Source organism: Alphaproteobacteria bacterium US3C007, assembly GCA_034423775.1.
Classification (GTDB): Bacteria; Pseudomonadota; Alphaproteobacteria; order Rhodobacterales; family Rhodobacteraceae; genus Thalassovivens; species Thalassovivens spotae.
Genome location: CP139918.1, coordinates 3,463,485 through 3,482,597, shown reverse-complemented (window position 1 = coordinate 3,482,597; position 19,113 = coordinate 3,463,485). Strand labels below are relative to the sequence as shown.

General features: G+C 45.7%; 18 protein-coding genes, 2 tRNA genes and 4 pseudogenes. 12 read left to right on the top strand and 12 right to left on the bottom strand.

The features are described from left to right. Positions 1–69: 69 nt before the first annotated feature. Positions 70–525 (bottom strand): hypothetical protein, encoded by a 456-nt coding sequence (locus UM181_16650; protein ID WQC62910.1) that lies wholly within the window; start codon positions 523–525, stop codon positions 70–72. A gap of 574 nt (positions 526–1,099) precedes the next feature. Between UM181_16650 and UM181_16645 the strand changes: the two genes are divergently transcribed. Beyond that, positions 1,100–1,396, top strand: coding sequence for a DUF1330 domain-containing protein (locus tag UM181_16645; protein WQC62909.1), 297 nt, complete (start codon positions 1,100–1,102; stop codon positions 1,394–1,396). 116 nt (positions 1,397–1,512) lie between these two features. Here UM181_16645 and UM181_16640 read toward each other — a convergent pair whose 3' ends face one another. From UM181_16640 to UM181_16630, 3 genes are all read right to left on the bottom strand, one after another. Beyond that, positions 1,513–1,923 carry a cupin domain-containing protein gene (locus UM181_16640; protein WQC62908.1) on the bottom strand — a complete coding sequence of 137 codons (411 nt, stop codon included), beginning with the start codon at positions 1,921–1,923 and terminating at the stop codon, positions 1,513–1,515. A 54-nt stretch (positions 1,924–1,977) separates the two neighbouring features. Continuing rightward, positions 1,978–2,982 carry an aldo/keto reductase gene (locus UM181_16635; protein ID WQC62907.1) on the bottom strand — a complete coding sequence of 335 codons (1,005 nt, stop codon included), beginning with the start codon at positions 2,980–2,982 and terminating at the stop codon, positions 1,978–1,980. Between the two features lie 225 nt (positions 2,983–3,207). Next, on the bottom strand, positions 3,208–3,609 hold the full coding sequence (locus tag UM181_16630; GenBank protein ID WQC62906.1) for a hypothetical protein: 402 nt from the start codon (positions 3,607–3,609) through the stop codon (positions 3,208–3,210). A 246-nt stretch (positions 3,610–3,855) separates the two neighbouring features. On the opposite strand from UM181_16630, the gene UM181_16625 reads away from it, so the two are divergent. The 3 genes from UM181_16625 to UM181_16615 all read left to right on the top strand — a co-directional run bounded on the left by UM181_16625 (position 3,856) and on the right by UM181_16615 (position 5,935). Further along, positions 3,856–3,941, top strand: a tRNA-Leu gene (locus tag UM181_16625). Between the two features lie 503 nt (positions 3,942–4,444). Beyond that, positions 4,445–4,780, top strand: coding sequence for a hypothetical protein (locus tag UM181_16620; protein WQC62905.1), 336 nt, complete (start codon positions 4,445–4,447; stop codon positions 4,778–4,780). 1,079 nt (positions 4,781–5,859) lie between these two features. After that, positions 5,860–5,935 (top strand) — tRNA-Thr (locus tag UM181_16615). 159 nt (positions 5,936–6,094) lie between these two features. Here UM181_16615 and UM181_16610 read toward each other — a convergent pair. Further along, complete coding sequence (locus UM181_16610) at positions 6,095–6,316, bottom strand: hypothetical protein (GenBank protein WQC62904.1); 222 nt, start codon at positions 6,314–6,316, stop codon at positions 6,095–6,097. Positions 6,317–6,722: 406 nt separating this feature from the next. On the opposite strand from UM181_16610, the gene UM181_16605 reads away from it, so the two are divergent. Beyond that, entirely contained in the window at positions 6,723–7,058 is a 336-nt protein-coding gene (locus UM181_16605) for a hypothetical protein (protein ID WQC62903.1), read from the top strand. Between the two features lie 839 nt (positions 7,059–7,897). Next, the gene (locus UM181_16600) at positions 7,898–11,128 is read left to right on the top strand and encodes a putative Ig domain-containing protein (GenBank protein WQC62902.1); all 3,231 of its coding nucleotides are present in this window, start codon (positions 7,898–7,900) and stop codon (positions 11,126–11,128) included. Positions 11,129–11,275: 147 nt separating this feature from the next. On the opposite strand, the pseudogene UM181_16595 reads toward UM181_16600, so the two are convergent. Next, positions 11,276–12,408: pseudogene (locus UM181_16595) on the bottom strand (IS3 family transposase). A gap of 295 nt (positions 12,409–12,703) precedes the next feature. Continuing rightward, positions 12,704–12,799: pseudogene (locus UM181_16590) on the bottom strand (VOC family protein). A 188-nt stretch (positions 12,800–12,987) separates the two neighbouring features. Here UM181_16590 and UM181_16585 point away from each other — a divergent pair. From UM181_16585 to UM181_16575, 3 genes are all read left to right on the top strand, one after another. Next, positions 12,988–13,281 carry a hypothetical protein gene (locus UM181_16585; protein ID WQC62901.1) on the top strand — a complete coding sequence of 98 codons (294 nt, stop codon included), beginning with the start codon at positions 12,988–12,990 and terminating at the stop codon, positions 13,279–13,281. A gap of 397 nt (positions 13,282–13,678) precedes the next feature. Continuing rightward, positions 13,679–14,002 carry a GYD domain-containing protein gene (locus UM181_16580; protein ID WQC62900.1) on the top strand — a complete coding sequence of 108 codons (324 nt, stop codon included), beginning with the start codon at positions 13,679–13,681 and terminating at the stop codon, positions 14,000–14,002. Between the two features lie 54 nt (positions 14,003–14,056). Further along, positions 14,057–14,476 (top strand): hypothetical protein, encoded by a 420-nt coding sequence (locus tag UM181_16575; GenBank protein WQC62899.1) that lies wholly within the window; start codon positions 14,057–14,059, stop codon positions 14,474–14,476. A gap of 9 nt (positions 14,477–14,485) precedes the next feature. On the opposite strand, the gene UM181_16570 is transcribed toward UM181_16575, so the two are convergent. Continuing rightward, positions 14,486–14,707: a hypothetical protein gene (locus UM181_16570; protein WQC62898.1), complete on the bottom strand. Its 222-nt coding sequence runs from the start codon at positions 14,705–14,707 to the stop codon at positions 14,486–14,488. Between the two features lie 76 nt (positions 14,708–14,783). On the opposite strand from UM181_16570, the gene UM181_16565 reads away from it, so the two are divergent. Next, positions 14,784–15,038, top strand: a complete 255-nt coding sequence (locus UM181_16565; protein WQC62897.1) for a hypothetical protein — start codon at positions 14,784–14,786, stop codon at positions 15,036–15,038. 127 nt (positions 15,039–15,165) lie between these two features. Beyond that, positions 15,166–15,387 carry a hypothetical protein gene (locus UM181_16560; protein ID WQC62896.1) on the top strand — a complete coding sequence of 74 codons (222 nt, stop codon included), beginning with the start codon at positions 15,166–15,168 and terminating at the stop codon, positions 15,385–15,387. A 137-nt stretch (positions 15,388–15,524) separates the two neighbouring features. Here UM181_16560 and UM181_16555 read toward each other — a convergent pair whose 3' ends face one another. The 4 genes and pseudogenes from UM181_16555 to UM181_16540 form a co-directional block, all read right to left on the bottom strand. Further along, positions 15,525–15,899: a hypothetical protein gene (locus UM181_16555; GenBank protein WQC62895.1), complete on the bottom strand. Its 375-nt coding sequence runs from the start codon at positions 15,897–15,899 to the stop codon at positions 15,525–15,527. A 547-nt stretch (positions 15,900–16,446) separates the two neighbouring features. Further along, on the bottom strand, positions 16,447–16,731 hold the full coding sequence (locus UM181_16550) for a hypothetical protein (GenBank protein WQC62894.1): 285 nt from the start codon (positions 16,729–16,731) through the stop codon (positions 16,447–16,449). A 398-nt stretch (positions 16,732–17,129) separates the two neighbouring features. Beyond that, complete coding sequence (locus tag UM181_16545) at positions 17,130–17,474, bottom strand: hypothetical protein (protein WQC62893.1); 345 nt, start codon at positions 17,472–17,474, stop codon at positions 17,130–17,132. Positions 17,475–17,729: 255 nt separating this feature from the next. Beyond that, positions 17,730–18,862 (bottom strand): annotated as a pseudogene (locus UM181_16540) (IS3 family transposase). An 84-nt stretch (positions 18,863–18,946) separates the two neighbouring features. On the opposite strand from UM181_16540, the pseudogene UM181_16535 reads away from it, so the two are divergent. Beyond that, positions 18,947–19,042 (top strand): annotated as a pseudogene (locus UM181_16535) (IS6 family transposase). Positions 19,043–19,113 lie beyond the last annotated feature (71 nt).

Below are 19,113 nucleotides of genomic sequence, written 5' to 3'. Positions count from 1 at the left end.
GCAGATTGGTCAAGTTGCGCAGCGAGGCTCTGCGTCAAAAACGCCGCCCTCGGAAGACGGGGGGTGGCTTTAAGGTTTGGCGGCTTTGGTCAAGCTTTTTAGGACCTCAATTAAAACTGCCATTTTATTCAGCTCATGCTTGGCAAGATGTGGTTTTAAAGCGCTTTCTACGGCTGAAGCCAGGCGCTGTTTGGCCGCTGGACGATGCCAGCCATAAAACTCAACCGCATGCAGATCTTCGTATAGGCGAAAGCTAATATAGGTGTGGTTTGCATCCAGCGTGAAAAATTGATCATCCTGCTCTGTACCCTTTAATAGCGGAAGAAATTTGCTGCGATCACTTCGCTGGGGCAGCTCAATAAAAAAATATTTACGTTGGCCTTTTGCAAAACGTGCAAATCCCCAACTATTTTCGGGTTGAAAAAACTGAACGGCGCATCCGCTGATATGGCCCAGAGCCAAAGCTGCAATATGCGCCGGTGGCTGGGTTTCGCTGCTTGCCAATTCTATAATAGGAACCAGCATAACTTGTTAACGCTCCTGTTTGTTGCTTGATATATTTTGGGATAAGGCTTTTCGACCAGTCCTGCTACTTTTTATTTTGCGCGCTGTTTTAGTTGTCTGAGCAAGCATTGCGGGCTGGCGCCAAGCCGTAACCCATACAGTTATTTTTAAATTTTAAAGAATACGATTGCTATTCATATTTTTTCATTTATGTAGTATTTTGATACTCTTAATAAAGTAAGAGGCTCACTGTTCCGAAGGTTAAGAGTGCTCTGTCTTGAAAAAATTATCATTTATTATAATATACAATTCCTGCTTTTTTATTTTCTTAAGCGGATGTTTGTCGCAAGTGCATGAAAATAAAGAAGTATCAAAAGTGTTTTTGAGTCCGAGCAAACCTTTGAAGTCTTTCATGCTTGATAAATTTCAAAAATGCCCGTTAACTTATCGCGGATCGGATTTGAGTTATGAGTCTATTGTCGCGCAAAACAAGCTATGCGGTTATAAATAGAGCGGCCTCACCTTTTATTTTATGATGGAAAGCCAGGTCGTGATGCGTGTATATGAACGCGCTCAAGCATAAGGGGTCGCTGATATGTCACAGGCTTATTTGATTGCTGATACAAAAATCCACGATCCAGAGAAATATGAATCGTATAAACGCCTTGCAAAACCAATCGTCGAAGAATTTGGCGGCGAATATATCATAAGAGGAGGGCGTCTTGACGTGGCACAGGCCGATCTATGGTCGCCATCGCGTTTGGTCGTGATACGATTTCCCAATCGAGCTACGGCCTTGACGTTTTTAAGCAGTGAGGCGTATCAACCGGTGAAGGCCATTCGGTTGCAAGCCTCTGAGGCCACCGTCACGGTTGTCGAAGGCTTTTCTTAGGCTGGATCAAAGCAGATATCGCGCGCTGTTCGCTGATCGATTTAGGCTGGGCTTTGAATGCGCTCTGGTCAATCCGCCGCGTGGCTTCAGTGCTGGCTGCGCGCTTTGATCCTAGCCTAAAGCGTGGCAACGCTTTGCTGGTATTCTTCATCTGAAAGCTTATTCAGCCAATTCGCCATCGTTCCATCCAAGCTTTCTTGAATGGCGATATGGATCATCGCATGCGCAGGCATAGCGCCGTGCCAATGTTCTTCGCCCGGTTCTATCCAAACTGTATCGCCGGCGGTTATTTTCTGCGCGGCTTGACCACGCAGTTGAACCAATCCAACGCCTGACAGGACGTGGAGCGTTTGCCCTAAAGGATGCGTGTGCCAGGCCGTTCGGGCGCTGGGTTCAAACGCAACCTTGAGCGCGTGCACCCGCGCTGGGGCAGGGGTTTCGATGATAGGATCCTGCCAGACGGTTCCTGAAAACCAATTGGATGAGGCTTTTTTACTGGGGCGATGTTCCGCGCTATAAATTTTCATATGATAATATTCCTAAATTTAGTCTATGAGCGGGGCGCATATTTGGCCACGTTATTAGCAATACCGCTCGGGGCCAATCCATTGCTGCTGGGAATATCTATCGCCATGGGCCCAGCCCACAGGCAATACGCTTTCGATTTGTGCAATAGCCTCTTTTGACAAGCTAAGGCGTGCACCCGCGCAATGTTCGAGGAAATGCGGCACAGAGCGCGTGCCGGGGATGGCAATAATATGCTCGCTTTGATGTAGCAACCAAGCAATTGATAGGGCCGCCGCCGATGTGCCCATTTCTTCGGCCAATGCGCGAAATTTTGCGGTTGCTTGGATATTCGCACTTAAATTTGGCTCGATAAAGCGCGGATTGTTCTTCAAAAACCCCATCGTTGCGATCTTCTGCGTTGTGTGAGGGCGGTCAGTCAACAAGGATCGCCCCAAAGGGGAAAATGCAACAAGCGCCGTTCCCAATTGTTTGGTGGCTTGAACCAACCCAAGTTCGGGGCTTCGGACCGCTAAGGAATATTCAGATTGAACCGCAGCAACATGATGAATTTCAGCGGCTTTTTTCAAAGAACTGGGCGCGATTTCTGAAAACCCAAAAGATCGAATTTTTCCAGCTTGAACGAAGCTGGCCAGTGTTTGCGTTACCTCTTCTATTGGGCGATTTGCATCGCGTCGATGAACGTAGAAAAGGTCGATTGTTTCGACCTTCAGCCGCTTTAAGCTGTTGTCTAATTCCTCTGCCAGATGCTCTGCGCTGTTGTCAAAAAATCTGTTGCCCGTCTCGGAATCGCGGCGGATGCCCGCTTTTGTGGCAAGCGTGAACTGGCCTGCTGCTGACGCTTTGTTTTGTGTCAAGAAGTTTCCGATTGCTGTTTCTGACACCCCCATTCCATAGACATTTGCGGTATCGATATGGTTTATACCCTGCGCGAGCGCGGCGTGAAGAATGCGATGCGACTGGGTTTCCGTGGTGGCGCCATAAAAATTACTGAATGACATCGCACCGATCCCTATTGGCGAGATGTCTGGACCAAACTTACCAAGTTTTCTTAAATTCATATTTGCCCGAACCTCGCTTAAATTGAGTTTATGCTCTACACATTATCAACGCATAGTTTGGTATTATTAAAGCGTTAGAGCAAGAGCATAAGGATGCGTTTTTTGTGCTGCATCCATCTGCTTTTCTGCGCTATTTAGCCCTGTTCCAGAATGAAAACGGGAAAACGTTTCCGACATGTCGGCGATGTGTTTCAGGTCTAGCTCTCGAAAAGACGTGGTAAAACGCTAATCACCAAGGCTTTCATTCAGGGATTTGAACGTGTCTTGCATCCGTTGGGAGTCTGAGCAGTCAAATTTCAAAACCATAGTCGGTGTTGCTTTTTGGCTTGGAAGGTCAATCCAAACTGCCTTATATTTTGAATTTAGTTGCAGCTGGATTGGGTTATCCTGTTTGGTCATAAGGCGCGCTTTTCCGTTTGAGAATGGCACGGTGCGCCCCGTGCTTAAATCACTCACTTGGAAGGCTGTATCAGGAACTGAACATGCGTTTTCTAAACTAATCATGGAAATGATATCTTGTTTTTCAGGCTCAAAAATCGCCTTGAGGCGCGCATGATTTTCATAGGCGAAATAGGCTGATAAGGGTGCGATTAGCAACGCGGTGAGAAGGGCGGTTATTAATCGCATTGGGTGTTTGTCCTAATGGAGTGCCGCAATTATGCGCATAGAGGTCAGGGTAAATGAACTTCTGGGTTTACGCTAGGCAGAAACTTCGATATCGAAATATCGAGATTCGAGCCAACTATCTACCATAGGTTTGAATTGGTTTGATCGAGCATACGCCATCTGAAGATGGAGAGTTGCAACCGAAACCTAGCGGTTTTGATTGGTGCTCCGGGGCTTTTTTAGCCCCTCGTGTGAAAGGCTGATTGGGCCCAAGTGGCGGAATGGTAGACGCAGGGGATTCAAAATCCCCCGCCTTAACGGGCGTGCCGGTTCGAGTCCGGCCTTGGGTACCACAAAACTCTACTTAATTACTGATTTTATTTAACTAAAACATCTTGAATGTTTGTTTAGTGCCGTTTTTGGTGCAAAGTGCTTTTTTCAGATGATTGAATGCTAATAATCTGGTTGTAGGCGATATCCCTACCGGCAGAGACAGTAAAACGAGGCCTTGGCAGGTTTTATGAGGTGTTTTTTATGCTCTCTTGATAAGTTGGGTTTGATTAGGGTCCAGATTCTTAGGTCTTCACTGGATTAGATATTCTTTGGCGCGAAAAAGAGCAGCTTTATTATCCTTAAATTGACCAAGCGCGTGATTACAGGCAGAGCACAATAAACCCCTTACCTTTCCCGTAGCATGATCATGAGCAATCAATAACGTTTGAACCAGCTTACCTGTTCTTTTATTTTTATGATCAGAAGACCTACAGATTGTGCATTTATTGTTCTGATCTTTTAACCGCTGGGGATATTCTTCTTAGGTTATACCATACCTTCATTTCATAAAGGCTTTAGATTTTTGGATTTCTTTACACGGCTGACATTTGCTTTGCATGGCGATACCTTTAAAGCTGCGACCATCTCGTTTGATATAAAAGTTTTTGCTCGCTTGAATTCACCGCATTCGTTGCAGGTCTGCCCATTAGAAAAAAAGGTGATCATTTGGGAAAACAAGGGGCATTTTCGGATTTGCTTTCCTCTTCTTATATTGCAGTTGATACTCTCGCTCACAATCCATGCAGTGACTAGACATATGTCGTCTATTGGTTGGTTTGATAATGCATGTCATCGAAACCCATCTCTTTTACGCACTTTTTACGTACTGGCATTGATTTTTCTCTCGAAAAAAAAGTAACCTGCCCGCTGTTATAGCGGGCTAAATTTTCTTAATTTGAGCGAAACTTCATTTTTCAGAAGTCTGGGGGTGCATCCCCTCGCCGTTCTTTAAGAACGCAATGGAATTCTGTTATCTCAGGTGTCGTATCTTTTAAGCTATTAAGCAATTTTATGAGACGTTGCTTTTCTAGATATACTTCATCAACACCGTCACCCACGAAAACCTAGTGGATGGTTATTATTGCACGCTTTTTTGTCTTTACTTCACTCACAAGTGATGTCTTTAGGTCAGGATCTGAATTAAGGAGTTGGCCAGCTTTTGAACTGCCGATGAGTTTTGTGGTGTAATTTGTCAAATAATTTAGTCTCGATCTGCGACCAGGAACTATTAGGCCCGAGATGAAATCAGTAACTTACGCTTAAATTATCTGTCATTTTTTACTCTTTTTAGAACCCTTCTATTTTAAAAAAGTTGGTTAAAAGAGGTTTTCAGTTTATTTTGCGTTTGGGCTATTTAGTCTTCAAAAGTAAGCGAATGAATTCATATAGTTTCAAAACGATTGACAGGCATGTCCGTTGTGGGACCGTTATGGGATGCTGCGAGCCGTGTCTATCGGCTACTTAAAGGGCGCTAAAACTTTGTTCGCGGCAATACTTCTGTTGCGTGAGCGACCGCTCAAACCGCTTCACTTGGTCCGGCCAATGAAAACGATCCGTTCCAAACGAAGCAAATGGAATTCCAGCAACTTAAAAAGCGCTGCTGTGGCAACCCGTTTTCGACGCGAGGATATATTTTTAACGATAACCGCGACATTACAAAATGGACTGATAGTTTAGTACGCGTAAAGTCACACAGCAGATCCTATCGGCGTTTGAGCCTAGGGGTTTAGGCCGCGCTGGGCTGTGCAAATTTTTATTTTTAGTCCTGTCGCGAAAGTGAAATTTGCCGTTGAACGTGGAAAAAAATAATTTTGCTTTAAAAAGGCACATTTTGGGGCTTGCGAAACCGTTTTCTTACTATTATCCACGCCGCAATGACGATTATATCTTGGTCTTCGCGGGATCATCCGTGATTACTGTTAAGAGCTTACATCGTTTGCCCCTATAGCTCAGCTGGTAGAGCAACTGATTTGTAATCAGTAGGTCCGCGGTTCGAGTCCGTGTGGGGGCACCATAGTTCATCATAAAAATATTACATATCAACGCGTTAGTTTTTATTGATGAAATTTGTCCCCCCTTTAGTCCCCCCTTTTGTTGACGGTATATCAAAAGTTTGGCACGCGGGCGCGCCTGTGCGTCGGCGCGTTATTTTCTGCGGTAAGGGTGGTTGTCATTACTTTCTGACGATTAAATTCATGCGGCTGAGAAAGCCCATCGTTAGATCTTTAGGCTTTGAGGGTTGTTCAGATTTTAAAGCGCCGCTCTTTATTTGAGGCTTATCGTTCAGTCCATACTGAAACTCTTGATCAAAAAGCTCACGTTCTTGTGCGGTCATTTCGGATACTTTTTTACCTGCCATTGAATTTCTGAGCGCCTGCTTTTCATTATCCGACATGCAAATAACTCTCCATCTATAAAAGTGGTGGCAATGTACCACGTCAAGCAACGAATGGGGTAGCGCAGTAATCTTTAATTCTTATTTTTGTCGGTACATCGATAAACTATCTGATAAGTATTGTTACCCTTCACGCCGCAGTTGTTGCATCTGGCTTTCTGACGTACCTGATGGGCTGTGGCGTCGCCGCCTACTACAGCAATCAGGTTTGCCACCTCTAGAAGCGTATGACGTTTACAGATGCCGCAGGTGATGTTTAGTTGGTGCTGTGGTATGGTGGATAGTTTGGTCATTGATGCGCTTTTATTATCTCGCTCACGAAGGCTTATTATTTTTCACCACCGCTTCGTTTAAGTGCATCTTGAATTTGAGATGCTTACGAATGAACTTCGTAATGCCGAACCAAATGACCTCTGATCCGCGCACGATTAATGGATCGACTAAGGTTGAAGGTGAGGCCAGAGTGGCTTTAAGCGATGTTGGAGTTGAGGGGCTGATCGCTCAGCCCGCTCATTGTCTTTATGCGTTAGGTGCTTCGACGCATCCGCCAGCATTCTCGTCCCAAGTGTACCCTGTTTGGCACGACATTGCTTCTAAGCTTGCTTTGTTATGCTCTGAACAATTCCCCGCGAACACGGAAGACGTTGATAAAATCAGAGCAAATGCTGTTGCTGTTACTGCTTTCATTTCAATTCTCCTTATCGGCTACAGGTCAAAAGTAGGGAGCAGAAAACAAAAATAAAGTTTTTAGACTGAGGTTTAGGCGAAATGACACGCGGCCAAAAGATCTGCGCATTCATTAAAGCTTTTTGCTTGATCCAAAAACTCGCACAGGTCGGTCAGTCGAACAAACTGTTTGCCAGAGTGGTAGAAACTAGATGCGCCACAACAATGAACCGGTGGAAGCGGCGCTAACAATCAGTTAAAAACTACCGTCAGGGTAGATCAAGCGTATGATTTCTTCATGAACTTCCTTGGCTGCAACCTGCGCTTCAACGATCAATTTTTTTGTCTGCCATTCTGAATGAGACAAGTCGCCCCATCCCACGCAGTTATCCGTGAGCGAACGCCCACACGTACATTGGTTTCCCATCAAACTTTTCCTAACTTGGGTGGCTAAACCCATTGTTCCCGATCTGTATCAGATAGGCTTTACAGGCAGCTAATCAATCTTTGGGGGTGCGGCTTAAGCATTAGTCTTTCCAGCCAGACATACAGCCAGACAAATGATAGTCAAACCACGTTACTTAGCGTTATCGCATACTTGTTAGCAGCGCTTTTATTCGGCACGTGCGCGCGCCTGTGCGCGTCGCTGTTAACTAGCGTGATTGGTACGTTTTGGTGTGTTGGTATGCTTTACAGCTCCAAAGTGGGTTATGCGATGCTGCCTTTCCATTAATCGCCTTTCAAGTTGCGGAAGGTTAACAGAGGAACTTTTGCGCAAGTATTACATTCTGTGACCTCCATGTTTTGTTCAGGGTTCGGTGTTTCTTTCACAAGATATTTCGCTCAATTTTATTTTACTTTGAGACCTTGAGGTTTTAGGATTTTGTCGGAATCGTTTGTCTTGGATTTTTTCTTATGTCTCGAAAAAATATAAAGTTTAAAAAACCTACCTTTGTGTTGTCGCCATTAGCTTTACTGACGCTTGCTGCTTGTGGCGGCGGCGGTGGCGGCGGTCAAAGTGGTGGGGGCGGTGGCTCCTTCTCCGTTGGTGGTCACATTGTGAAAGGTCCATTAAGCAATGCCTTGGTAGGCTTGGACTACGATGGCGACGGGATTGTAGACAGCAGTACTGTTCGCACAGGCTCTGATGGTAGCTTCACAATATCTACTAGTAATTCAAACTATACGATCATTGCTGTTACAGATGAAACAACCATTGATACTTCCTCTGGGTCAGTTTTAGCAGGTGCTACCCTTAAGGCGCCTGCGGGAGCTACTGTTGTAACCCCAACAACAACACTTATGGAAGAAGCTGGTCTAACCGCTGCCCAAGTTGCAGCCGTGTTGGAGCTTCCAGATGGGGTCGATCCGTTAAGTTTCAATCCATATGCGGCTGGCGTTGATCCAGATAAAGCGCTTGCTGTGGAACAGGCAGGCCAACAAATTATGAGCGCTGTTACTGCATTTGCCGCTGCTGCTGAGGGTGCTGGAGCAAGTAAAGCGGATGCGTTTGAAGCGGCGTTAACTGCTGTGGCTGATGTCGTGAAAGATAAAGCCACAAAAGTGAATGATCCAAATGCAAGCGCAGCAGACAAATCGCTAGATTTAACCAGCACGGCGGATCTAGCTTTGATTAAGGATAAGGTGGTTGCAGAAGTAAGTACTACTTCTGGCGTTAACACCGCAGCATTTGATGCCTTAGCAGATGACGCAGCCACAGCTGTAAAGAATGTGAATGATGAGATTGCAACCGTTACAGATCTTACGTCTGATGCAGCCAAAAATGTTTTTTCAACCGTCCAAGTTTTAACCGATCAAGTTAAAACGGCCGCAGCTGCAGAGGTAAACACTGCTGGTTCGGGCAGTATTAGCTTTACCGATGCGAACGTTGTAAGCACCGCTGCGAAAAATAAAGCTCCTACGGACATCACCTTAACGTCTAGCTCGATTAGTGAAGGTGCCTCATCTCTAGTAGTTGGAACGTTAAGTACCACCGATAGTGATCAGTCTGATGGTGTGGCGTTTACTTATGAAATTGCTGAAATCTCGGGAACTGATTACGGCGCTTTCACTATCAACCAGTCGACAGGCGAATTATCCCTCAAGGATCAACCTGATTACGAAACAAAAACGTCTTACAGCTTGACAATAATATCAACGGATGAGGGAGGAAAAACATACTCTAAATCTTTTTCAATTAGCGTGACAGATATAAACGAAGCACCAACTCTAACTGTGCCAGCAGGAGGGTCGGTCACTGAAGATGCGTCAACTTTCACCATCACGGGTAGCTTAAGCGGTACAGATCCAGAAAATGCGAGCCTTACCTATTCCGTTGTTGGCTCGTCAGCTACCAATGGCAGCTTCAGCGTTACAGGCACTTATGGCACATTAGCCTTAAACGCGGCGACCGGCGCATACACGTATTCTTTAGATAATGCTAAAACGGCTACGAATGCTCTAAAAGCATCCGACAGCAAAATTGAAAGCTTTTCTGTTCAAGTCACAGATGGTGTAAATACGACAACGGCTCAAACGCTAAGTTTTACTATTCAGGGAGCCAACGATGCTCCCACGGTGGTAAATCCGATAGTGGATACCACTGCGACTGAGGGTATAAACTACGTTTGGCAGATTGATGAGAATGTTTTTGCTGATGTAGATGCCGGTGATAGTTTGACCTACACCGCTTCGCTGGAAGATGGTAGCGACTTGCCGGCTTGGCTTACTTTTAATGCTGAAACTTTAACGGCATTTGGAACACCGCCCAACTCTGCCGTTGGTGTTCTAGTTGGAAAGCTTACCGCTAAGGATACGAGTGGAGCAACTGCGTCTGATATTGTTTCGCTTACTGTTGTCAACACGAACGATGCCCCAACTGTTGCGAATGCGATCTCCGATCAAACGATTGCCGAAGACAGTGCGCTTTCATTTCAATTCGCGTGGGATGTCTTTGTCGATGTGGATGCGGGCGATAGCCTGACCTATACTGCGGCATTATCAAATGATGCAGCCTTACCGTCTTGGCTTGCTTTCGACGCGGCGACTCGTACCTTCAGTGGCACGCCTTTGAATGCGAATGTTGGCGTTATAGCGGTTAAAGTGACGGCAACGGATAGCGGAAACGCAGCTATCACTGACACCTTTAATATTACAGTCACTAATACCAATGATGCGCCAACAGTAGTAAATCCGATGATTGACGGCACTGCGACAGAGGGTGTCAGCTATGTCTGGCAGTTCAATGAAAATATATTTTCTGACGTGGATGTTGGTGACAGCCTTACCTACACAGCTACGCTTGAGGATGGCAGTGACCTTCCTTCTTGGCTAACATTTGATGCGGACACTTTAACGGCGTCTGGAACACCGCCTAACTCTGCTGTTGGTGTGATTGTCGGAAAACTTACGGCGACGGACACTAGTGGTGCTTCTGTTTCCGACGTGGTTGCGCTGACAGTCTCAAATACCAATGACGCGCCCACTGTTGCGAATGCGATTGCGGATCAAACGATTGCAGAAGACAGCGCGCTTTCGTTCCAATTCGCGTCGGATGTCTTTGTCGATGTGGATGCGGGCGATAGCTTTACTTATACGGCTACTCTTTCTGATGGCAGTGCTTTACCGTCTTGGCTTTCCTTTAATGCAGATACGCGAACATTTAGCGGCACACCGGCCAACGCAGATGTTGGCTCAATTGATATTAAGGTAACAGCTACTGATGGCAGTGCAGCTAGTGTCTCTGATGTTTTTGCGTTAGCCGTAACGAATACTGCTTCTGTTGACTCTGAAGGTCCTACTCTGTTGTCATTTTCTACTCGAGATAACACGTTGTCTGCGGGACAAACTCTCTACATCGATTACGACGCCACCGATGTAAGTGGTATCGAAGTTACACAGGTGTTATTTTATGATAAAAATGGGAACCAACATCGGGCCGAAGATCGAAATGACGACGGTGTAGCTGAATTTCTAATTACCGACCAAATGCTGTCGGGAGCATATACGGCTCAGCTTATATCGATGGGTGACACGACTGATCTATTTAATGAGTCTATTTATTACGAGGATGGTCGTGTCTTAGGTGACATGGACTTTTCAACGCACAATTTTGACCTGTCACTTCTGGATTTCACAGTGTTGTAATATATCTTGGCGCACACATAAGAGTGAGAATCGCAAATAGCGGTTTCCGTATTGGATGCAATTAACTTTCAAGAAAACAATTATCAGTAAATTCTCACGGACGCTGCGGATGTAGCGCTAATGTAACCCCTGTCATTGTCTAGCCCCCTATACTCGCCCATTGAGTTTTGGTTTCTCTAATAAGGTTTCTGGGACGGGTGGGCGCATGTTTAATGCGTGATGAGGTCTGATCTGGTTGTATTGCCTGAGCCAAACATTGATAGCGACCTGGGCTTGCCGTGTGGTGTGGAACCATTCAGCGTTTAGCACTTCTTTTCGCAAGGTGCCGTTAAAGCGTTCGTTGTATCCATTTTCCCAAGGGCTGCCTGGATAGATTTGCATTGGTTTGATACCGATCCTCTTCAGCCAGTCCTGTAGATGCGTGGCAATGAACTCGGGTCCGTTGTCAGAGCGAATAAACTCTGGCTTACCATGTTTAATCAGCAGCGGGTGCAGTGTCTCCAAAACGTCGTTCGCATTCATTTTGGATCGCACTGCCACGTAGAGCGCTTCACGGGTATATTCATCTAGAACCGTGAGCATTTTATAGCTGCACCCATTGCTAAGCTTATCGTGCACAAAGTCGATCGCCCAAATATGGTTGGGATGTGTGGGCCGCAGCCTGATGATGGAGCTGTCTTTGTGATAAAGCCGTTTGCGCTTCTTGTGCCGGCGCGGCAGCTGTAAACCTTCTTCGTTCCATAAGCGCTCGATCCTCTTGTGGTTAACACGCCAGCCTTCCATGCGCAGCAGGGCTGTGACTTTCCTATAACCATACCACCCATACTGTTTGGCCAGCCGGATCATCGCCAAGCGTAGTTTGGTATCATCTACTTGTTTGGCTTGATAGCGCAGACTTGAGCGGGCTACATCCAGAACAGCGCAAGCACGCCGCTCAGAAATATCCAGCTTTTGACGCGTATGAATAACAGCCTGACGAAGCTGAGCCCGCGTCAGGCCCGTGGCTTTAGATGATCAAGGCTCTCCTTCAGGATCACCTTGTCTAACTGCAAGTCAGCGACGATCTTCTTCAAGCGCTCGTTTTCTTTCTTGAGCGATTTCATCTCTGAAACCTGTGAACGAGAAAGGCCTCCAAACTTCTTACGCCAGTAATAATAACTCTTATCTGAAATCCCAGCTTTGCGACACGCACTCACAACGTCCAAACCATCGTGCAAATGAACATCAATCTCGCGCAATAACTTCAACACATCTTCATCAGAATAACGCTTCCGAGCCATGTTTCCTTACTCCCTATGCCAAAATATACTGGCACAGTTCTAGGGGGCTAAGACAGCAGGGGGATATGGATAGCGGTCCAGCCAAGCAGCGCCCACAATTCACCAAAACGCCGCGTCTGGTCAGTCTTAGTTATCTTCTATTCTTAGCATACCGGCAGGGGGCTAACTTTTATGGGTTAGTAATTCTCCAAGGTCTACAAGATCAAGCGGTTCATTTTTGTGAACATCGCCATCCTTTTATGCTTGCGCTGGGCTAGATAATTCAAGCGCCATAAGCGCACCTTGTTTTCGCCAGCTCACCGTTTTCCACCCGCAGGCGGTGCGCCTCGGCAAAAACGTCGGCATGCGTTGACCCTTCTGGCGGCGCAAAGCGATAACAGGCCAGCTCAACGCATGTTCAACATTTAGCACAACGCCTGAGCTGGAATTAACATCGCTCGTTCTCGACAGCTGTAGGAAGTTATCGGTTGACACAGAAAGGTTAGGGATTTCGAGTGGCCTAATGTCTACTTTTTAAAGTTGCCAAAAAGACCCAAGCTGTGGTTTTCTAGTCTTATCTTTTACAAAGGAGAGAGCGAAATGGCGAAGTATGCAGTTCACACAAAATGGTCTTGGCCCAACGGCGTTCCAAGCGCAGAAACCATGCGAGAATGGCATCGTGGGCATCGGTCTAACACGAAAGCTCAAGACATTATCTGGTTTAAGATTGACGAAAACACTCATCAATCGGTTATCATTTATTCTTCTGAAACAGACGCTGAAGAAGAGCGCGCGAAACTGCAAGAACAGCGTAAAAAAGATACTGCATCAAATGGTGCTTCATTGGTTGAAGAAACCATGGGACCAATTCTTTCTATTATGTCTGAAGCTTAAATCGCCACCTAAAACTCTGGGTCATCCCATGGGCTCGTTGGCATTGTTATATCTCCTGCGCTCTTTGTTTCAAAAGCCATGGCCAGTGCCACCAGCCCATCCAACTTTGAGTAGATTTTAAACTTGTGCAGACCTGCCGTTCCTTCTCGCAACTGACAGAAAAGCGCGACTGGTGCCATGCGGGTTATCAAACACATCCATAATAAACTTGCGCTAGAACTTCATCAGCTTGATCGGCGGTCCAACTTGAGCGCCTTCTGGGATCAGGCAATAATACGCAAAGAATGCGCTAATCTTTTGGTCATGTGTCATTTTGGTATTAACTTTCGTGGCGTAATATTTGACAGAAACGGATCAATGCTTGTCGATGACTGAAGTCATTACTAGGGAGAGAAAAATGTCAGTCAGAGTTTATTTTATGGCCTCTTATGCCCCCGAGGGGGTAAAAGGTATCATCGGTGGTTCAGATCGAATGGCCGCTGTAGAACAAGTAGTTTCAGCAGCAGGAGGTACTTTAAACCACGTTAGTTTTGTGCGTGGTCCGTATGATATAATAGTGGATATGGAGCTTCCAGACGCTGATACAATGCAAGGTGCAATGGCTGTCGTTTACGCATCGGGCGCTTTCAGCAATTGTATATATTTAGAATGTGTAGATCATCTTACCATCGTGGCGGCTGCGCAAAAGATAGTTGGATCTTACACACCGCCTAACGCCTAAAGTTAATAAGCGGGCTGGATGCCCAGACTCTCAAACATTCAGAAAGAAAATTAAATGAACAGAATTTTAGCGACCGCAGCTGTCTTAATAACTATTGGCACAGCGTGCTTTTCCTCAGACATACCCACAACGAACTGGGGAGCTGTTCTAAAAGTTCCTCTAGATAAAGTAGAAGAGGTAGAAAACCGGTTAATCGAATGGGGTAATTGGATCAAGGAAACCCACCCCATGGGCGATGAAGAAATGGGGCTAGACAGCTTAACAATTACTAAGGGTGACGCTACGAAAACCCATGTTTATTATGTGGTCGTTGAACGATACCGCACGGTTGACGGTTTACGCAATCATCAGAAACAATTTCGTAAAGATTCAAATGGTGATTATGCAAGCTTGCTTGGGAATTTGGGATTTTTCAGTCAATATAGAGTGTACAAATCCGAACAGCGCAAAACGGTTTTTAGCATCATACCGTAAATAATTAATTTAATGAGTGGGCTGATCAATCAGCCCCTCAACACCAACATTTTTAAAAGCCACTCTAGCCTCATCCTCAACCTTAGCCGATCCATTAGTCGCGCGCGGATCAGAGGCCATTTGGTTCAGCGACATTGATCCGACCACCCGCATCGTCATCGAAAGTGATCCAAATTTTGTATGCGGTCGTATTCTATTTGTGTCGCGGCAAAATACGCGCGTGGAAGCCAAGGTCAGTTTCCTTTTCCAAATTTACTTCTCAAGCCAATTTATTGGCTGCTTTCGTTTTATGGAAAGGGATTATCGTATGAACAAAGTGAACGATCTAATGCTGTTTGAAAGCGTGATTTTACATTGCCAAATGACGCATAATATTACTGGTACGAGGGAAGCTTTAGTCGCTGCACAGAAAGACGGCTTGGTAGACTTTTACAATCAGTTAACATCTGCGGGCCGTAACGTGGGTCAAATGATGCTTTCAAATCTTGAAGACTACCAGACTTTGTTCGACGTTAAGTTTAAAAAGCCGCCGGATTTCTTTGATCAACAGGTCACCCATTAGCTCCAATAGTCGTGTCATGTCCCAACGCTTCTTGCGATTGGATTGAGCACAGTAGCAGAGCCAGTACACAATTTATTGCTATACTGAATTGCTAACTATACGGTTTTATAGATGGAGAGTTATTTGGATGACGGATGAGGAAAAGCAGGCACTCAGAAATTCAATGGCAGGTAAAAAAGTATCCGAAATGACCGCACAAGAACGTGAGCTTTTTGATCAAGAGTTTCAGTATGGATTGAACGATACGCCTCAAATAAAGCGCGCCGCTTTAAAATCTAAACCACCCTCAAAGCCTAAAGATCTAACGATGGGCTTTCTAAGCCGCATGAATTTAATCGTCAGAAAGTAATGAGATCAACCTCTACCGCAGAAAATAACCCGCCGATGCGCAGGCGCGACGTTGGTGTCACATACGCCAATTGTAGGCAATCAGGATGAGGTGTTTTGTAAGTCGGTTTTACTAAATGCGTCTTACTGTTTTGCTGTTTAACCAAACAGAATGGAAAATTGGGATGCCGCTAAAACGATTGCCAGACTAAAATTCATAAGTCGCAAAAATCCATAGGGCTGAGCAGAAATATCTGCATGTGCATATGTTTCTGCAGTTTCAGCGGATGCATCTTTGATATTGGCTAATTGGGATTTGAGGCACGCATCGCCCCAGACAATTGTAAAAAGCGCTGTAGCGATGATCGGGATGCTCAAGGCTGCCTCATGACCGTTTGTATCAGCGAATAAGAGGAAAGCATAATTCACGCTATTCGCCATAAAAGCGATTGCGATCCCCGCAATCTGAAAACCGATTGCGTGAAATAGGCCAGTCAGGCTTGGATCGTTTGCTTGCCGTTTTAAATCAGCCATTTCAATTCTCCTCGACACCTAAAACGGTACCTCTGGCATAGCAGCTTGGAAATCGGTCAAATACTGACGTTTCCACTAAAGTGGGCGCCGGTCTCAAGGATGTTGGCGTTGAGGGGCCTATCGCTCAGCCCGCTCATTAGTTTTACGCATTAGGTGCTTCGACGCATCCACCAGCATTTTCGTCCCAAGTGTACCCTGCTTGGCACGACATTGCTTCTAAGTTCGCTTTGTTATGTTCTGAACAATTCCCCGCGAATGCGGAAGATGTTGATAAAATCAGAGCAAATGCGGTTGCTGTTAACGCTTTCATGTCACTTCCCTTTTAAAGTCTACATTTTAAAAATAGGGATCAGAAAGCAAAAATAAAGTTTTTAGTTTGAGGTTGAGGCGAAATGACACGCGGTCACAAGATATGCGCAATCCTTGAGGCTTCTTGGTCGAACCAAGCAGAAACGCATATTGGGTTGTTAGGCTCACGAAGACGAGCCGTGGGTCGTACTTAAAGATGTTGATTTTGAGGGGCTGATTGCTCAGGCCCCTCATTAAATTACATACTTACGAATGCAGAACCTTTAACATCAGAGACCATCCTGATGGGCATCGTTGACGCTGCTTGCCCTCGAATTTCAGCAATCTTTGCAAGAGCGGCCGTTCCAGTAGCTTCATCTTTATATTTGGTTACAACGCACATTGTTTTGTCCCCGGTTTGGACAAAATCGACTGAACTAGCACCAACAGCCATAATCATGGGGCCAAATTTATCTTTAGCAATTGCTTCCATTTCATCTGTCCACTCATCGGCTTCCCAGTGCGAAATTGTATAATATGACATTGTGTTCTCCTCTCATTATGACAGTATGCAACATTAAAGTGCCGCTGCGTGTCAATAATTACGCTACGAAAAGAAACGTCTTATTGATATGCGGTCAAAAGATATCGGCTTTCACTGACGCTTACGCCTTCATCAAAAAAGGCGCTCAGGTTGGGCAGTCGATTAAGCGCTTGAAGCTTCGGCGAAAGCTTATTCTTCTATATGTTCGATAACCAGCTTAGCAGCGGCGGGACCGGTTGTGCAAAGCGATCCTGCGCGCAACCCGCAAGCTGCACAAACTCAAAGCTATTCAAAGATCAATGGCCTGGTGGCGCTGGCAATGGCTCTTGAGCAATGAGCGCAGAAGATATAAGAATTTGACCAAGCCCGTGGGATGGCCCTCAGTTAAAGATGGCGGTTTAATCAACAATTGGCCTTGCGTGGACGTACCACTCTGTAATCTTGCCACCCGTTTTTTTGGCAAAAAAGAAACACTTGCTTCTCCAGTCGCCATCTTCGCTAGTACCCCATGCACTGTGCGTTCCCGCGATGCAATCATTGGTATCTTGAATTATTGTGTAATCTGCACAACCAGCGCAAAAATCAGTTTCCGACCACTCTAGACACTCCTGTCGTGTCATCGTTTCATCAAGACCCGTAAAATGAATCATACAGTTATCTGCCATTATCGCATCAATGAATGATTTATCTTTGTTTACGAAAGAGTTGTTAAAAGCATCTAAACATTCTGTTGCAGTTGTCATCTCATAACTCCTTTTGCGGCCTCTCAGCATAGAAAATCATACAATGAAACTTTTTGATAGGGTTAAACATTAAGAAGTACATTCACTTTCGCGTGGCTCAATGAGCGCAGAAGAGAGAACAATGCCAACAAGCCCGTGGGATCATCCAGAGCTTTAGATGGCGGGTTAATTTAAGTCCGCTTTAAATTCAAAACCGGCTTCTTTTAAAAAGCCAATGTAGTCCCGCATATTCTCATGACCGTGTTGTCTAGCCCCCTATACTCGCCCATTGAGTTTTGGTTTCTCTAATAAGGTTTCTGGGACGGGTGGGCGCATGTTTAATGCGTGATGAGGTCTGATCTGGTTGTATTGCCTGAGCCAAACATTGATAGCGACCTGGGCTTGCCGTGTGGTGTGGAACCATTCAGCGTTTAGCACTTCTTTTCGCAAGGTGCCGTTAAAGCGTTCGTTGTATCCATTTTCCCAAGGGCTGCCCGGATAGATTTGCATTGGTTTGATACCGATCCTCTTCAGCCAGTCCTGTAGATGCGTGGCAATGAACTCGGGTCCGTTGTCAGAGCGAATAAACTCTGGCTTACCATGTTTAATCAGCAGCGGGTGCAGTGTCTCCAAAACGTCGTTCGCATTCATTTTGGATCGCACTGCCACGTAGAGCGCTTCACGGGTATATTCATCTAGAACCGTGAGCATTTTATAGCTGCACCCATTGCTAAGCTTATCGTGCACAAAGTCGATCGCCCAAATATGGTTGGGATGTGTGGGCCGCAGCCTGATGATGGAGCTGTCTTTGTGATAAAGCCGTTTGCGCTTCTTGTGCCGGCGCGGCAGCTGTAAACCTTCTTCGTTCCATAAGCGCTCGATCCTCTTGTGGTTAACACGCCAGCCTTCCATGCGCAGCAGGGCTGTGACTTTCCTATAACCATACCACCCATACTGTTTGGCCAGCCGGATCATCGCCAAGCGTAGTTTGGTATCATCTACTTGTTTGGCTTGATAGCGCAGACTTGAGCGGGCTACATCCAGAACAGCGCAAGCACGCCGCTCAGAAATATCCAGCTTTTGACGCGTATGAATAACAGCCTGACGAAGCTGAGCCCGCGTCAGGCCCGTGGCTTTAGATGATCAAGGCTCTCCTTCAGGATCACCTTGTCTAACTGCAAGTCAGCGACGATCTTCTTCAAGCGCTCGTTTTCTTTCTTGAGCGATTTCATCTCTGAAACCTGTGAACGAGAAAGGCCTCCAAACTTCTTACGCCAGTAATAATAACTCTTATCTGAAATCCCAGCTTTGCGACACGCACTCACAACGTCCAAACCATCGTGCAAATGAACATCAATCTCGCGCAATAACTTCAACACATCTTCATCAGAATAACGCTTCCGAGCCATGTTTCCTTACTCCCTATGCCAAAATATACTGGCACAGTTCTAGGGGGCTAAGACACAATGGGTTCTATAATTAGTAATTTGGCTATGCCTAATCGAATTTCATCCCGCTATTTCAAAACCAGCCCAGAGATTATTGAATTTGCATTTATGCCGTATGTGAGATTTCCACTTTCACTGCGGCTACCACTCAAAAGCGCTCTCGGTTTTTTCTTTCGTACCCCTAAGTAGATCATTACCTAGACTGGGAAGTA

Excerpts from the sequence above, each read along its gene's own strand:
- UM181_16560 (WQC62896.1), top strand. The coding sequence starts at position 15,166 with ATGACGGATGAGGAAAAGCAGGCACTCAGAAATTCAATGGCAGGTAAA.
- UM181_16550 (WQC62894.1), bottom strand. The coding sequence starts at position 16,731 with ATGTCATATTATACAATTTCGCACTGGGAAGCCGATGAGTGGACAGAT.
- UM181_16555 (WQC62895.1), bottom strand. The coding sequence starts at position 15,899 with ATGGCTGATTTAAAACGGCAAGCAAACGATCCAAGCCTGACTGGCCTA.
- UM181_16650 (WQC62910.1), bottom strand. The coding sequence starts at position 525 with ATGCTGGTTCCTATTATAGAATTGGCAAGCAGCGAAACCCAGCCACCG.
- UM181_16645 (WQC62909.1), top strand. The coding sequence starts at position 1,100 with ATGTCACAGGCTTATTTGATTGCTGATACAAAAATCCACGATCCAGAG.
- UM181_16630 (WQC62906.1), bottom strand. The coding sequence starts at position 3,609 with ATGCGATTAATAACCGCCCTTCTCACCGCGTTGCTAATCGCACCCTTA.
- UM181_16635 (WQC62907.1), bottom strand. The coding sequence starts at position 2,982 with ATGAATTTAAGAAAACTTGGTAAGTTTGGTCCAGACATCTCGCCAATA.
- UM181_16600 (WQC62902.1), top strand. The coding sequence starts at position 7,898 with ATGTCTCGAAAAAATATAAAGTTTAAAAAACCTACCTTTGTGTTGTCG.
- UM181_16575 (WQC62899.1), top strand. The coding sequence starts at position 14,057 with ATGAACAGAATTTTAGCGACCGCAGCTGTCTTAATAACTATTGGCACA.
- UM181_16610 (WQC62904.1), bottom strand. The coding sequence starts at position 6,316 with ATGTCGGATAATGAAAAGCAGGCGCTCAGAAATTCAATGGCAGGTAAA.
- UM181_16605 (WQC62903.1), top strand. The coding sequence starts at position 6,723 with ATGACCTCTGATCCGCGCACGATTAATGGATCGACTAAGGTTGAAGGT.
- UM181_16640 (WQC62908.1), bottom strand. The coding sequence starts at position 1,923 with ATGAAAATTTATAGCGCGGAACATCGCCCCAGTAAAAAAGCCTCATCC.
- UM181_16565 (WQC62897.1), top strand. The coding sequence starts at position 14,784 with ATGAACAAAGTGAACGATCTAATGCTGTTTGAAAGCGTGATTTTACAT.
- UM181_16585 (WQC62901.1), top strand. The coding sequence starts at position 12,988 with ATGGCGAAGTATGCAGTTCACACAAAATGGTCTTGGCCCAACGGCGTT.
- UM181_16545 (WQC62893.1), bottom strand. The coding sequence starts at position 17,474 with ATGACAACTGCAACAGAATGTTTAGATGCTTTTAACAACTCTTTCGTA.
- UM181_16580 (WQC62900.1), top strand. The coding sequence starts at position 13,679 with ATGTCAGTCAGAGTTTATTTTATGGCCTCTTATGCCCCCGAGGGGGTA.